This is a genomic window from Streptomyces sp. LMG1-1-1.1, from assembly GCF_040815545.1.
Lineage (GTDB): Bacteria > Actinomycetota > Actinomycetes > Streptomycetales > Streptomycetaceae > Streptomyces.
This window is the reverse complement of sequence record NZ_JBFPNH010000032.1, coordinates 26,180-40,692: the sequence shown is the minus strand read 5'-3', so window position 1 is coordinate 40,692 and position 14,513 is coordinate 26,180. Positions and strand designations below refer to the sequence as shown.

General features: G+C 70.4%; 9 protein-coding genes. 2 read left to right on the top strand and 7 right to left on the bottom strand.

Annotated elements, in window-relative coordinates; translation table 11 throughout:
• Positions 1 to 14 precede the first annotated feature (14 nt).
• The 6 genes from MRBLMG1_RS18485 to MRBLMG1_RS18460 form a co-directional block, all read right to left on the bottom strand.
• Positions 15 to 1,073 (bottom strand): cytochrome d ubiquinol oxidase subunit II, encoded by a 1,059-nt coding sequence (locus MRBLMG1_RS18485; protein ID WP_367825158.1) that lies wholly within the window; start codon positions 1,071 to 1,073, stop codon positions 15 to 17.
• Positions 1,070 to 2,545 carry a cytochrome ubiquinol oxidase subunit I gene (locus MRBLMG1_RS18480; protein ID WP_367825157.1) on the bottom strand — a complete coding sequence of 492 codons (1,476 nt, stop codon included), beginning with the start codon at positions 2,543 to 2,545 and terminating at the stop codon, positions 1,070 to 1,072. Before MRBLMG1_RS18480 ends, MRBLMG1_RS18485 begins: the two co-directional genes overlap by 4 nt.
• A gap of 48 nt (positions 2,546 to 2,593) precedes the next feature.
• Entirely contained in the window at positions 2,594 to 3,433 is an 840-nt protein-coding gene (locus tag MRBLMG1_RS18475; RefSeq protein ID WP_367825156.1) for an SDR family oxidoreductase, read from the bottom strand.
• Positions 3,434 to 3,598: 165 nt separating this feature from the next.
• A complete protein-coding gene (locus tag MRBLMG1_RS18470; protein WP_367825155.1) occupies positions 3,599 to 5,206 on the bottom strand; it encodes a GMC oxidoreductase in 1,608 nt (535 codons plus the stop codon).
• 124 nt (positions 5,207 to 5,330) lie between these two features.
• Positions 5,331 to 6,284: a cyclase family protein gene (locus MRBLMG1_RS18465; protein WP_414721605.1), complete on the bottom strand. Its 954-nt coding sequence runs from the start codon at positions 6,282 to 6,284 to the stop codon at positions 5,331 to 5,333.
• The gene (locus tag MRBLMG1_RS18460; protein WP_367825154.1) at positions 6,281 to 7,807 is read right to left on the bottom strand and encodes a gluconokinase, GntK/IdnK-type; all 1,527 of its coding nucleotides are present in this window, start codon (positions 7,805 to 7,807) and stop codon (positions 6,281 to 6,283) included. The genes MRBLMG1_RS18465 and MRBLMG1_RS18460 overlap by 4 nt, the downstream gene beginning before the upstream one ends.
• 437 nt (positions 7,808 to 8,244) lie before the next feature.
• Here MRBLMG1_RS18460 and MRBLMG1_RS18455 point away from each other — a divergent pair, with 437 nt between their 5' ends.
• Together MRBLMG1_RS18455 and MRBLMG1_RS18450 are read left to right on the top strand one after the other, a co-directional pair.
• Complete coding sequence (locus MRBLMG1_RS18455; RefSeq protein ID WP_367825153.1) at positions 8,245 to 11,979, top strand: S8 family serine peptidase; 3,735 nt, start codon at positions 8,245 to 8,247, stop codon at positions 11,977 to 11,979.
• A 137-nt stretch (positions 11,980 to 12,116) separates the two neighbouring features.
• Complete coding sequence (locus MRBLMG1_RS18450; RefSeq protein WP_367825152.1) at positions 12,117 to 13,100, top strand: transcriptional regulator TrmB; 984 nt, start codon at positions 12,117 to 12,119, stop codon at positions 13,098 to 13,100.
• 175 nt (positions 13,101 to 13,275) lie between these two features.
• On the opposite strand, the gene MRBLMG1_RS18445 is transcribed toward MRBLMG1_RS18450, so the two are convergent.
• Positions 13,276 to 14,469 (bottom strand): hypothetical protein, encoded by a 1,194-nt coding sequence (locus tag MRBLMG1_RS18445; protein ID WP_367825151.1) that lies wholly within the window; start codon positions 14,467 to 14,469, stop codon positions 13,276 to 13,278.
• Positions 14,470 to 14,513: the final 44 nt, after the last annotated feature.

The following is a 14,513-nucleotide window of genomic DNA, read 5'->3' as shown; positions in this document are numbered from 1 at the left end:
GCAGGAGCGGGTGATCAGCTGTCGGGCGCCGCGTCGTCATCGGGTGAGTGGCTTCCGCCACGCAGCTCGGACGGGGTGAGTTCTGCCAGTTCACCGTGGCTGTCCAGCCAGTAGAGGAGGACCACGGCCGGCGTGACGAGCAGCAGGGCCACCAGAGTCACGATCGCCAGCCACGTCAGCGTGGCGGGCGCGCCCGCCGCGTCCGCCACGCTCAGCGAGGTGGGGAGCAGATAGGGACGCTGGGCCATGCCCCAGCCGACGACGGCGGACGCGACGACGCCGACCGCCGTGACGCGCACCCACGTTCCCGGCGTCCGCAGCAGCAGCCACCCGGTGGCGAGAGCGAACGCTCCGGCCAGGACGACGAAGAACAGCCCCAGGCCGTGGGTGAGCCCGTGCCACACGTAGGGGGCGTCCTCGGAGGTGACGAACCCCGTGACCACCGCCAGGACGGTGAGCACGGCCAGACCGCCCAGTGCCCGCCGCCTGAAGTAGGCGATCAGATCGGGCGCGTCGAACCTGCGAGCGTCCCCGGTCAGGAACACCGCCCCGAGGAACGCGGAGGTCGCGACTGCGGCCAGTCCGAACACGATCGAGGTCGGACTGGTCCAGACGTCCGCCGAGGCCTCGGTGCCCGGCGCCACGCGTTCCGACGCGACTCCGCCCACGGCGGCACCGAGGAAGAAGGGCGTCACGAGCGAGGCCACTGCGAACACGGCGCCGTACAGACGCCGTCCGGCGAGCCGGCGGGTGGGTTTGCGGAGCGCGAATCCGGCGCCCCGCAGGACCATGCCGACGACGGCCAGGGCCAGGGGCAGCCACATCGCTGAGAACACGGTCTGGAAGAGGACGGGGAATCCGGTCCACATGATGACGAGAACGAAGATCAACCAGACGTTGTTGACCTCCCAGACGGGAGCCATGGCGTGGTCGATGAGCCGGCGGGGACGCCGACCGCGTTCCGTCCCTCCGGCCGTCAGGTCCCAGAAGCCGGCTCCGTAGTCCGTGCCGCCGGCGCAGGCGTACGCGGTCACGGCCAGGAGCAGCACCACGGCGATGAGGTCGGCGGTCACGGGCCGTCACCCCCGTGTCGGTCGGCTCCGGGGCCGACGGCGGGCACGTCACCCGCGGTAGGGGAAGGCCGTGGTCCGTACGGGCTGTCGGACTCCGGGTGGGTGTCCGCCGTGGCTCGCCGCGCATCGGCGAGCCGCCAGCGCGTGCGCATCTTCAGCAGGACGACGAGGAAGGAGCCGAAGAGGAACACGTACACCACGACCACCACACCGAACATGATCCACAGGCTGGTGGAGCGGGTCGACGTCACTGCCTCGGCGACCCGCATGTTCTGGTACACGATCCACGGCTGTCGGCCCACCTCGGTGGCGATCCACCCGCACTCGACCGCCACGACGGACCCGACACCGGCGCAGGCCGCCGAGCGGTAGAACCACGGCGAGGCGGGCAGGCGGCGGCGGCGGAGCCAGACGAGCCCGTACCAGAGCGCGAGCAGGACCAGTACGGACCCGATGAGGACCATGATGTCGAAGGCCCAGTGGGCGATGGTCGCCTGAGTGGCCGTCGGCCGCTGGTCTGCCGGGACGGAGGTCAGTCCCACCACCTTGGTGTCCGCCTTGAATCCTGCCAGGACGGAGTCGAGCAGGGGGATCTTGAGGCCCCCCTTGACGGTCCCGTCCTCCTGAAGGCGCCCGAAAAGGTACTCGGGTACCCGCGTGTCCGTGTTCCAGACGATCTCCATCGCGGCGAACTTCACCGGCTGCTTGTGGAACACCGACCGGGCGATGGAGTCGCCGAGGACGAACTGCACCGGTGCGGCGATGGCGGCGATGGTGAACGGGACGGCGAACCCGAGCCGGTGGTAGTGGTCCCGGCGTCCGCGCAGCCAGCCCACGGCGTACACCCCGGAGACCATGAAGCCCGCGGTGAGGACCATGGCCACGACGAAGTGCCAGTACTGCGGCCCGAACATCGGCGTGAAGATCGCCTTCCAGACGTTCACGTCGACCGGATCGCCCTCGGAGTCGAGGGAGAAGCCCTGCGGGGTGTTCATCCAGGAATTGGCGGCCAGGATACCGAACGCTCCGAGCAGCGCGGCGAACGGCAGGGGCAGCCCGAGGAGGAAGTGCGTCCGCGGCTTCAGCCGCCGCCATCCGTACAGGTAGATGGCGATGAGTACGGCCTCCAGGAAGAAGGCCCAGGCCTCGACGCCGAATCCGACGCCGAAGACGTCACCCCACCGCCCCATCAGGCCCGGCCACAACAGGCCGAACTCGAACGACAGCACCGTGCCGGTGACGATGCCGAGCGCGAACTGCACCGCCATGACGGCCGACCAGCGCCGAGCCAGGAGCAGGGCCGTGGCGTCCTTGCGGCGCAGCCCTCGGTAGTGCATCACCAAGGTGATGAAGGGAAAGGCGACTCCGAGGGGTACGAGGATGATGTGGGAGGCCAGGGTGAAGGCCATGAGTTCCCGGGCCGGCAGGAGTTGGGGCGGGGCAACCGCCAGCAGGTGGAGCGAGGTCGGCATACGTGCCTTCGCCGTTCGTGGATGTGGAGTACCGGGAGAGGGACGTCGTCACCCGCCGGTGGCGAAGCCGGGGAAGAGGGTCATGCCGCCGTCGACGTACAGGGTGGTTCCCACCACGTAGTCCATGAGGTCGGAGGCGAGTGCGACGACGGCGTGGGCGATGTCGTCGGGGTCCCCGATCCGGTCGTACGGGATGAGCGTCAGGAGGTCCTTCCGTGCCTCGGGGGTCTCCCAGGCATCCCGGTTGATCGGCGTCTTGATCGCCCCGGGGGCGACCGCGTTCACCCGGATCTTCTCCGGTGCGAGCTCCTGGGCCAGGGTCTGCATCATCATCTGCACGCCGCCCTTGGAGGACGCGTAGTTGACGTGGCCCGCCCAGGGGATGAGCTGATGCACCGAACTCATACAGATGATCTTCCCGGCCGAGCGGGAGACCTCGGGGACCACGCCCCGGCGCCGGAACTCCTTGGCCGCCTCCCGCGCACACAGGAACTGGCCGGTGAGATTGACGTCGAGGACCTTCTGCCACTGAGCGAGGGACATCTCCGTGAACGGGGCGTCACGCTGCAGTCCCGCGTTGGCCACGAGCACGTCGATGGTGCCGAACTCCTGGACCATCCGGTCCATCATGGCGACGACCTGGTCCTCCTGGGACACGTCCGCCTCGTACGCCGCCGCGCGGACCCCGAACGAGGCGATCTCCTCGGCCACCGCCTCGGCGGCCTCGCGCCCCGCCACGTAGTTCACGACCACATCGGCGCCGGCTCGGCCCAAGCCGATCGCCGTGGCCTTGCCGATGCCCGAATTGGCGCCGGTGACCAGAGCCTTCTGCCCGTGCAGCAATCGCGCCGGGATCACACTCCGCGGTGCTCCCACAGTGGAATCCATGCCGTACTGCCTCCTCGCTGCGCGGTTGCGCTGAGCCCGGCGCTCGGCACGGCCGGGCATCGTCGTCACGCAATCACCCGTCGGGGCGGTCGGCATCTCCGGGGAATCGCCTTTGGGCCGTTGGGTCCAGCTCTTCGCCCGGACGGACCAGCGGCCCGGTCGCCGCTACCGACCCAGCCGGCTCAGGAGGTGGTCGCCGACCCGGAGCGCGTTGGCGATGGCCGTCAAGGACGGATTGACCGCGCCGATGCTCGGGAAGAAGCTCGTGTCGACGACGTACAGGTTGTCGAGGTCGTGGGCCTTGCAGTTCACGTCCAGGGCGGACGCGGCGGGATCGGTGCCGAAGCGTACGGTGCCCGCCTGGTGTGCCGTCGCTCCGATCGGCATGCCCTTGTGCAAGTAGATGCTGTGGGACAGCAGATGATGCTCGTGCATGCCCAAGTGGCCAAGCATTCCCTGCAGTTTGTGCCTCAGGCGCTTCAGGCCCTCGATGTTGTTCTTCTCGTCGAGGGCGAGCCTGATACGCGCGTCACCGTCCAGGGTGACCCGGTTGTCCGCCAGCGGCAGGTCCTCACCGCACAGCCAGAAGTCGACGGCGTGGTGGGCCAGGACCTCGAACGGCATGTCGGGTGTCACCGCACCGGCCCACCGGGGAGCCTCGCCGTGGATCTGCTCGGCGTCCGACTTGCCGAGCATCTGGATGCCGCCCAGGGGGAAGTCCCAGTCGTCCGCGCCGAGGTACCAGTCGTGCAGGGCCAGGGTCTTCTGGAACGAGGTGTCGTTGGGTTCCTTCGACACCGCCATCAGGGCCAGGTTGTTGTGCCGCATGTAGAACCGGCCGACGACGTCGGAGCTGTTGGCCAGCCCGTTGGGATGCCGCTCGTTCGCCGAGGCCAGCAGCAGCGCGGCGGAGTTGACCGCCCCGCAGGAGACGACGACCACATCCGCGGTGAAGCGGACTTCCGAGCCGTCGGGAAGCCGTCCGACGACCGCGGTGACACTGCGTCCGCGGTCATCGGTCTCCAGGCGCACCACCTGCGTGTGCGTGACCATCTCGACGTTGGGGTGTTCCAGGGCCGGCTCGACACAGATCACCTCGGCGTCGGACTTGCCCCGTACCAGGCACGGGAAGCCGTCGACCCGGTTGCATCGGATGCACACGCTGGAGTGGGTGGGCCGGCCCCCGTCCTCCTGGCTCAGATCGACGCCGATCGGCAGGTGGAACGGGTGCAGGCCACGCCTCTCGAGGTCGTCGCTCAGCTGCTGGATGCGCGGCTCGTGTTCCACGGGCGGATGGGCGTACTGCGCACTCACGGGACCCTCGCCGGGATCCTCACCGTGCCGTCCGTGGACGCGGTACAGGTGCTCGGCCTGGGTGTAGTACGGCTCCAGGTCCTCGTAACGGATCGGCCAGGCGGGGGAGACGCCGCCGTGATGACGGAGCTCGCCGAAGTCCTCGGGCCGCAGACGGAAGAGGGCGGCTCCGTAGAACTTGGTGTTTCCGCCGACGTAGTAGTTGACCTCCGGCGGGAACTCCGTGCCGTGCTTGTCGAGCCAGAACTCCGGGGCCCGGTACTTGCCCTTCACGAAGACAGCCGTCGAGTCCCAGTTGTCCCGCTCGCGGGGTAGGTAGCCGCCGCGTTCGACGAGGAGGACGCGTGTGCCCGACGGGGCGAGGCGATGGGCGAGAGTCCCCCCGCCGGCACCGGTGCCGATGATGATGACGTCGTAGTGAGGGGCGTCGCCCACGGCGACCACCGTCCTTGGGATCATGGCCCCGACCTGGTGTCAGGTACCTGGCGCACGCTGGGCGAGGGCCAGCGGTCCCACCTTCGTCGAAACTATCGGCCATCCCCGTGGGCGGCGACCGGAGCGGCGTCGACGGCGCGCGTCCCGGTCACAGCACCGCGATCGGGTTGACGGGAGACCCCGTGGCCCCGGTCAACCGCAGGGGGGCGACCACACACAGGAAACTCCAGCGGCCGGCCTGCGCGCAGGCCGGGGCGAGATCCTCGAACTGCAGGTAGTCCATGAGGTGGATGCCCATGGCGTGGATGGCCAGGACGTGTACGGGGAAGGCGATGTCGAACACCGCGCTGGGCGCGGAGTCGTTGTTGCCGTCCCCACCCAGGACCGCGACCTCGCGCGCTGCCAGGAACTCCACCGCGGTCGGATGGAGGCCGACGCGTGCCTCGGCCGCGTTCCACGCCCCGAGCTCGGTGCGCCGCAGGCGGTGCCCGACCCTCACGAACAGCAGGTCGCCCGCTCCGACGCGGACCCCCTGCGCCAACTCGGCGGCCGTCAGGTCATCCGAGGTCACATGGTCGCCCGGCTCCAGCCACGGCACGCCGCGCAGCCGCGGGATGTCCAGCAGGACTCCCCGGCCCGCGATGCCGTCTTCGAGCAGGTCGACGGAGAGCATGCGGGCACCCTCGGCCGTCACCGTGCTCGCCGGCACCCCGCCGTAGAGCTCTCCGTCGACCACGACATGGCAGAGGGCGTCGAGATGGCTGTCCGCGTCGCCGTGCACGTTCATGGCGAAGCGGTCCGTGGCGAAGTGCAGCCCGTCCGCGTCGATGTCGCCAGGGCTCGGCCCGGTCATCCGGTGCACCGCCGGTTCCGGATCGTCGGCGCTTCGCACGGTCTCGATCGGTGCCGCCAGTGACACCGTGCGTCCGACACGGACCTCGGCGGCGGCGGCCGCCACCCGGTCGGGCGTCAGATGGCGCAGTGCCCCGCACCGACCGGTCACCTTCGGCGGTCCCGACCGCCTCCGCAGACGCTCGTACAGCTCGCGGAAGTCACGCGCGGTCATGTCGCCTGCCGCCGTCGGATCCGCGGACGCCGTCATGCGTACCCCCAAGGGCTCAGGCCCCAGCGGAGCACGTGCGTCGCGCCCGGCTGCAGGACGGTGAGGTCGGTGCCGCTACGGAAGGCGTCCGGCGGGCAGGACATCGCCTCCACCGCTACCCCCCGCCGCCGTTCGCCCTCGGGCAGGGTGTCACCCGTGAACACCTGCACGTACCGGGTTCCCTCGCCGAGCCAGAGATCGACGCCTCGCGTTCCCGAGGGGTGCGCCAGCCGCACGACCGCCCTCCCGTCAGCGCCGCGGTCGAGCCCGGTGAAGGGAGTGTCCAGTCGCAGGTCTCCGATGGGGCGGGCGGAGCGGAAGTCGTACGGCGTGCCGTCGACGGGCTCCCGGCTGACGGGCAGGCCTTTGTCGTCGGTACGCAGCCGGTACCGGGCGGGAACGGTCAGCACGGCGCTGTCGACGAGGTCGGTGCCGACCGTCAGGTAGGGGTGCTGTCCCACGCCGTACGGTGCCTTCTCCGTACCGGTGTTGGTGGAGTGGACGACGGTCGTGAGCCCGTCCGGGCCCAGCCGGTACTCGACACGGACATCGAGGAGGAACGGGTATCCGGGCTGGGGGCAGAGCGTCGTCCCGAGCAGCACCGAGTCATCGGCGCGGGCGAGCAGCCTCCACAGGGTCCAGCGCAGGAGTCCGTGGATGGCGTTGCCCTGCTCCACCTCCGTCAGGGGGAGTTGCAGACTCCTGCCGTCGAAGCGGTAGCTTCCGCCGCCCACACGGTTCGGCCACGGGACGAGCAGCTGTCCGCGTCCGCCCGTGATGGCGGACCCCGTGGAGAACCCGTCGAGCAGCGGCCGGCCGTTCACCACGTACTCGCGCAGCGCGGCGCCCAGTTGGACCACCACCGCGCTCTGGTCTCCCCGGACCAACCGCCATGACGCGCCCGTGGGCCCGGGGGACTCGGAATCGCCGCCGCCCGCGAAGGAGTGGACGGCCCGCTCCGGGTCCGCCCCGGCCGCCGACGTGCCGAGACCGGATGCGCGGGGCATCAGCGACAGCACCGCTGCCACGACGGCCTCCGGAGACTGGTCGATCTCCACCACCAACGGGTGCTCGTCGGGCTCCGGCTCCTGGAGGTCCGCGAGCTGGCTGTCCAGCAGGTCCGCCGGAAAGAAGTGGCCGTGACGTGCGGCCAGCCGGGACCTCAGCAGCTCCTTCGAACCGTGCAGGTACACCAGGAGAACATCGGGGCGCCCTGCCAGCAGCGTGTCCCGGTAGGCGCGCTTGAGCGCCGAGCACGTGACGACGGCCCGCCGACCGGCCGCCGTCGCCCGGCTCATCCACTCCCCGATCGCTTCGAGCCAGGGCTCCCGGTCGCTGTCCGTGAGGGCATGGCCGGCGGCCATCTTGGCGCGGTCGGCCTCGGAGTGGAACTCGTCCGCGTCCCGGAACTCCCAACCCAGTCGCCCGGCGAGAAGACGGCCCACCGTCGACTTGCCCGACCCGGCGACGCCGACGACGAGCACCATTCGCGGCAGCGCCCCCGTCGCCGTGTCGAATGCCATGGGTGCCGGTCCCCGACTTCAGTCCCTCATCGGCCGGGGCGCGACGCACGGCCCCCGGATGACGACGGCGTCGATGGCGATGAATGGGTCGTCATGACAGCTCCTCCGCGTCTGCCTGCCCGAGACGTCTCGGCAGGCGGGTCCGTACCCTCCAATCTGACCCCCGTCGCCCCCCGACGCATGTCGGCACGGTGGGAAGGCCCGTGTCGCCGCGAGCTCCGGCACGGTGGGAAGGCCCGTGTCGCCGCGAGCTCCGGCACGCTGGGAAGGCCCGTGTCGCCGCGAGCTCCGGCACGCTGGGAGGGCGCTCTCCGCCGGTCCGTACGCTGTCTTTCCGCCGGATTCGCACGGTTCACGGGTGACAAGGCTTTGCCATGGCGAGGACTTGCCGTCACGAGCCCTTCACGACGACGTTCGCCGGTCGATAGACCCATGGCATGTACTCCCCCTCTCACCCCTCCGCCTTCCGGCGCAGGCGCTGGCAGCTGATCTCGGCCGCCGCCGCGGTGCCCCTGCTGGCGTCGAGTCTCGCCATGCTGCAGGCACCCGCCCAAGCCGTGCCGAGCGAGCCCACCGTCCCCGCCAGGCCCTCGGCCACCCACAAGGTCACCCTGGTCACCGGCGACGTCGTCACGGTCACCACGACCGCCGACGGCAAGCAGATCGCCGATGTCGACCGGCCGGACAGCGCCGTCGGCGGTGTGAAACTCCAGGAGATCAAGGGTGACTTGTTCGTCATCCCCGACGAGGCCGTGCCCCTGCTGAGCACGGACAAGCTGGACCGGCGGCTGTTCAACGTCACCGACCTGATCGAGATGGGCTACGACGACGCGAAGTCGAGCGCCGTACCGCTGATCGCGACGTACACCCAGCCGAGGTCCCGTGCGGCCGTCGAGCCGACGGCCCCCCGGGGCAGCAGGCTGACCCGCAAGCTCAAGGGCATCGGCGGTGCCGCGCTCAGCACCGAGAAGCGGCAGGCCCGCACCTTCTGGAACGCACTGGTGCCGGAGGGCGGCGCGCCGCTGGGCGCGAACGTGGCGAGGCTGTGGCTCGACGGTCGCGTGAAGGCCAGTCTGAAGGAGAGCGTGCCGCTGATCGGCGCGCCCGAGGCGTGGGCGGCCGGCTACACCGGCAAGGGCGTCAAGGTCGCGGTGCTCGACACCGGCATCGACGTCAACCACCCCGACCTCGCCGGCCTGATCGACGGAACGGCCAGCTTCGTGCCAGGTGAGGCCGTCACCGACGTCAACGGGCACGGCACCCACGTGGCCGGCACGATCGTCGGCTCGGGCGCCGCCTCCGGAGGAGACAACAAGGGCGTCGCCCCCGGCGCCGACCTGTTCGTCGGCAAGGTGCTCGGTGGCGAGGAGGGCTACGGCCAGGACTCCTGGGTCATGGCCGGCATGCAGTGGGCCGCCGAGTCCGGTGCCGACGTGGTCAACATGAGCCTCGGCGACTCCTACCCCACGGACGGCGGCGACCCGATGTCGCAGACGGTCGACGCGCTCTCCGCGCAGTACGGCACGCTGTTCGTCATAGCCGCCGGCAACGCGGGCCCGGAGAGCATCTCCGCCCCGGGAGCGGCCGCCGCGGCCCTGACCGTGGCGGCCACGGACAAGCAGGACCGGCTCGCCTCCTTCTCCAGCACCGGCCCGCTGGCCTACTCCGGCGGCATGAAGCCGGACATCGCGGCTCCGGGCGTGGACATCACGGCGGCCCGCTCGCAGGAGATGACCGGCGGCGGTGAGGGCCTCTACCGCACCCTCAGCGGCACGTCGATGGCCACCCCGCACGTCGTCGGCGCGGCGGCGCTCCTGGCCCAACAGCACCCGGACTGGACCGGAGCGCAGCTCAAGGAACACCTGACGAGCACCGCGAAGGGCCTCGGCGACGAGTCCTCGCCGTACGAGGTCGGCACCGGCCGTGTCGACGTGGCCGCCGCCGTGCGCGCCACGGTCCGCGGCACCGGATCGCTCTTCTTCGGCAACTACACGTGGCCGCACGAGCCGAGCGACGTCGCGGTCACGAAGGACCTGACGTTCACCAACACCGGTTCCGCCGACGTCAGGCTGAACCTGGCGCTGACCCGTGCCGACGGCCCGTTCACACTGGGCGCCCCTTCGGTCACCGTCCCGGCGGGCGGCACCGCCTCCGTACCGGTGACCGGCGACCCGCAGGCCGCTCCGGCGGGACGGCACGTCGGGTACGTGACGGCCACCGACGCGGCCACCGGGCAGCCGGTGACCCGCACTTCCGTTGCGCTGCTCAAGGAGGAGGAGCGCTACGACCTGAACATCAAGCTGGTCGGCCGGGACGGCCTGCCCGCCGCGGGCTGGGTACAGATCAACCTGGCCGGGGACGTGTTCCCGTGGTCGGTCTACGTCGACGGCTCGACGACCATGCGCATGCCGCGGGGCCTCTTCACCGTCGCGGGGTACCTCGACGTGGCCGGCGAGAAGGCGGACCGTTCGGGTCTGGCCGTGCTCGTCGCCCCCGAGGTCGTACTCGAGAACGGCTCGGCCGACGTGGTCCTGGACGCGAGCAAGGCGCACCTGCTCCAGACCGAGGCACCGCAGCGCACCGAGGACCGTCAGCGCAAGGTCGACTTCAACGTCCACTACCGGGGCCTCGACCCGTACCTGGACTACCGCAGCGCGTACGTACTGCCGCCGACCTACGACGATGTCTACGTCGCGCCGACGAAGCCGATGAAGCAGGGCGAGTTCTTCCTGACCACCCGCTGGCGCAAGGGCGAGCCGCAGCTCGGACTGAGCACGGCGGACGGCCGGACCGACTTCCCGACGTTGCTGCAGGCGGGCAGTGCCCTGGGCACGGCCACGGACCGGCTGCAGGCGGTCCACGCGGGCAACGGCGCGCCGGCCGACTACGAGAAGGCCGGTGCCAAGGGGAAGGTCGCCGTCGTCGAGCGCAGCGACGAGGTCTCGCCGGAGGAGCGCACCGCAGCCGCGGTCGCGGCCGGCGCGAAGGCGCTGATCGTCGTCAACGACGGCGTCGGCAGCCTGATGGAGTACGTCGGCGAGTCCGCCATCCCGGTCGCTACCGTGCACCGCGACGCGGGCACGCACCTCGTGGCGATGGCCAAGGCCGGCGGACTCAAGCTGACCGTGGAGCAGACCGAGCACACGCCGTTCGTCTACGACCTCACCCGGGAGTACCCCGGGAACGTGCCGGACCGCGCCCTGGTCTACAAGCCGTCCAAGGACGACCTCGCCCGGATCGACGCCCGCTACTACGCCGCCGCGGGGGGCCGCCAGGCCGAGGGCTACCGGTCGGACTTCAGCCTCAGCCCGTCGTTCAACTTCGCCGAGCGCGAGTGGCACCCGGGCACCCGTACCGAATGGGTGACCCCGGGGCAGGTCTGGAGGGAGTTCCATACGCAGGGCGTCGACGGATCCCTGCCGTGGTCGATGGTGTCGGGCGACAACACGTACGCGAAGGGCAGCACCACCCGGCTGGACTGGTTCGCTCCGGTGACCCGGCCGGGCCAGAGCGAGTCCTTCGGCGTGTACAACTCCCGCTGGCAGAACTACATGACCTGGAACGTGCAGGCATGGGCCTCCGCCAGCGACACCATGCGGCTGGGCGGTTTCCTGCCCTGGGGCGAGACACCGTCCCACCTGCAGGTCTTCCAGGGCGACACGCTGATCCACGACAACCCGGTGAGCGGAGACATGCAGTGGGTGGAGGTGCCCGCGGGCAACCTGCCCTACCGCACCGTCCTCGACGCCGAGCGGCCCGGCGACACCTTCCGGCTGTCGACGCGCACCCACACCGAGTGGACCTTCACGTCCGACACCGTCGACTCGGACTCCTTCGAGCCGTTCTCGGTGCTGAACCTCGACTACGAGCTGGAGACGGACCTGCACGGAGACGTCAAGGCCGGCGCGGCCCAGCGGATCGCGCTCAAGCCGGTTTCGACCGACCTCGGCACCGTGCCGGGCACCGTCAAGACGGTGACGCTGGACGTCTCGTACGACGACGGTGCCACCTGGCAGAAGGTGACACTGACCAAGGGCACCGACGGCGCTTGGACGGGTTCGTTCCGGACGGCCAGGAAGCCCGGCGGCTTCGTCTCGCTCCGCGCGAGCGCCGGGACGGACAAGGGCTTCGGCGTCAAGAACGAGATCATCCGGGCGTACGGCCTGCGATGAACCGCACCGTCGGGCCCCGGGGAGGCGACTCCCCGGGGCCCTTCCCCTCGCACCTGCTCCCAGCAGGGACTATTCAAGATCTGCCGCCCTGGCGCATACTCTCCCCGCTGCGGAACGTGGAAGAGAGTCGGTCGCCGATGCTGGATGCCCTGGGCCTCGAACCGGATGACGAGCGCGTCTACCGGGCGCTGGTGGGACGACCGGACACCACCGCGGTCCTTCTCTCGGACCTCCTCGCGCTGACCCACGCCCACGTCGACAAGACCCTCTCGCGCCTGGTCGAGTGGGGACTGGCGACCAGGTCCGCGGACGGGCGCTTCACCGCCGCACCCCCGGCCATGGCGCTCGGCGCCCTCATCAGCCAGCGCCGTGACAGTCTGCGTACGGCCGAGCGGGCGCTGGTCACCATCGCTGAGGAACACCGCGCCGCGATGACCGGCAGCAGCATCACCGATCTGATCGAGGTCGTCACGGGCGTCGACGCCATCCGTCATCGCTTCCTCCAGGTGCAGCAGGCGGCCAGGACGGAGGTCCGCTCCTTCATCACCGCGCCGTTCGTGGCCCTGCCTCCCGACGAGAACACGGCCGAGCCCATGGCCCTCGGCCGCGGAGTCCTCTTCCGGGCCGTACTGGACCGCGCCGTCCTCGCGGAACCGGGAATCCTCCGCGACGCGATCGATTCCCTGCGCAACGGGGTGCAATTGCGCGTCGCGGACCACCTTCCGATGAAACTCGTCCTGGCCGACGCCGACCTCGGCCTGGTCCCGCTCGCGGTCACGCCGGCGGGAGAGCCGGGCGCCGTGCTGCTGCACCGCAGCGGCCTTCTGGACGCGCTGGACGCGCTCTTCGAGACGGTATGGCACACGGCCCATCCGCTCGAGTTGTCCGACACGGGAGGCGATTCCGAGGCGACTGTCGAGGTCGGTCCCCAAGGCCCGACCGACCTCGACCGCAAGATCCTCGCTCTACTCCTTGCCGGCCTCACGGATCTCACGGCCGCGACCCAGCTCGGTCTGTCACCCCGCACGCTGCACCGGCGCCTGCGCCATCTCATGGACCTGGCCGGGGTCAAGACCCGGATGCAACTCGGCGCCCACGCCGTACGAAACGGCTGGACGTGACAGGGGTTGGCGTCGCCACGTACGGCCGGCGACATTCCCTGGGGGGGTGTCCGCAATGACATTGCGGACACCCCCCCAGAAGAATCCGAGCTTCGTGTCGGACGACGACTGCGGCCGGCAGGCGGCATTCCCCCGAGAGGTCAGAGTGTGAGCGGGGTCCGTACTTGTGTACGGCTCACTGGCCAGGCGGACGTTGCTGGGCCTCAGTGTCCGGCGCTTGGGGGTTCGAGCCCCGGAAGCGGGTGAGCGTCTTCGCGAGGGTCTTCCAGGGCGAGGGGTCCTCCTTGGCCGTCGCCGGCGATGCCGTCCGGGGTGCGCCGTCGCTGCTGGTCGCCTCGGCGAGGGCGTCGAGCGCCGACTCGGCGGCCTCCCGGTACAGGTCGCAGGATGCTGTCATGGCTTCGAGTGCCTTGGCGTACCGGGTGACCATGGCCTGTGCGTGGGCCAGTTCCTCGGTGGGGGTGAGCAGGTGCCAGCCTTGGCGCAGCCGTGTCAGGACCTGTTCGGCGTCGGCCGGAAGTGGCTGGGGCAGTGAGGCGAACTCCTCGATCTTGCCGAGGAGTTCGCTGGGTTCCGTGCCGTCCAGGAAGACATTGCGTACCGTGAAGCGCTCCCCGTCGTAATCGAAGGCCTGCGGTGTCGGAGGCAGGATGACCGCGCCGCCGCGCGGTATCCCCACACCCAGCTCACGCTTCATCACGAAGTCGGCGATCAGCGCCTGCTCCGGCGTGGCCCGGTGCTCGACCACCCGGTGCCGCAGGCTCGGTGGCAGGAACGCCGTGATGGGCCGGCGTCCCAGGGCGTCCGGCGTCATCGCCTCGTGCACCACGACATGGATGAACCAGCTCTGCCGGGTGCAGGCCCGCAGCAGGCGGCGCAACTCGTCGTCGTCCTTCGGTAGATGGTTCGTCGTCCGCAGGCGCACGTCCGACACCGTCTCGTGGTCCCATGCGATCCGGTCGCTGTCGGGCCAGAACACAGTGGCCGGTGAGGGCCAGCTCGCCTCCCACACCCGCTCGGCCTCGGCGGCGAGGACCCAGTTGACACCCTCGCCCTTCATACGGCGGGACTCGGGCTCGTACGTGGTCAACTGCGCGCGCACCGTGACGTCGTCGGCCACGCGCCAGCGGGCCTCGAAGAGACGGCGGGCGGACGGGCCGGGGTCGGCGGACTCGTCCCGGGGATACAGGTCGGTGGAACGCGCCGCCTCGACGGGGTCGAGGTCCAGGAAGTCGTCGATTACCCGGGCCGCCTTCAGGGCGATCAGGTTGCGCCGGACGTCCCGCTCGGGCTCGGGCCCGACGTGACGCCCACGCCCGAGCCAGGCGGTGTCGGGGACGGTGGTCGATGCAGTGCTGTTCTTGGCCATGGAACCGTTCGGTGGGCGATCAGGGCCCGACCAGTATGGTCCCC

What these genes read in the sequence shown, in the direction of transcription:
- MRBLMG1_RS18480 (WP_367825157.1), bottom strand. Translation starts at nt 2,545, where the DNA reads ATGCCGACCTCGCTCCACCTGCTGGCGGTTGCCCCGCCCCAACTCCTG.
- MRBLMG1_RS18475 (WP_367825156.1), bottom strand. Translation starts at nt 3,433, where the DNA reads ATGGATTCCACTGTGGGAGCACCGCGGAGTGTGATCCCGGCGCGATTG.
- MRBLMG1_RS18470 (WP_367825155.1), bottom strand. Translation starts at nt 5,206, where the DNA reads ATGATCCCAAGGACGGTGGTCGCCGTGGGCGACGCCCCTCACTACGAC.
- MRBLMG1_RS18465 (WP_414721605.1), bottom strand. Translation starts at nt 6,284, where the DNA reads ATGACGGCGTCCGCGGATCCGACGGCGGCAGGCGACATGACCGCGCGT.
- MRBLMG1_RS18460 (WP_367825154.1), bottom strand. Translation starts at nt 7,807, where the DNA reads ATGGCATTCGACACGGCGACGGGGGCGCTGCCGCGAATGGTGCTCGTC.
- MRBLMG1_RS18455 (WP_367825153.1), top strand. Translation starts at nt 8,245, where the DNA reads ATGTACTCCCCCTCTCACCCCTCCGCCTTCCGGCGCAGGCGCTGGCAG.
- MRBLMG1_RS18450 (WP_367825152.1), top strand. Translation starts at nt 12,117, where the DNA reads ATGCTGGATGCCCTGGGCCTCGAACCGGATGACGAGCGCGTCTACCGG.
- MRBLMG1_RS18445 (WP_367825151.1), bottom strand. Translation starts at nt 14,469, where the DNA reads ATGGCCAAGAACAGCACTGCATCGACCACCGTCCCCGACACCGCCTGG.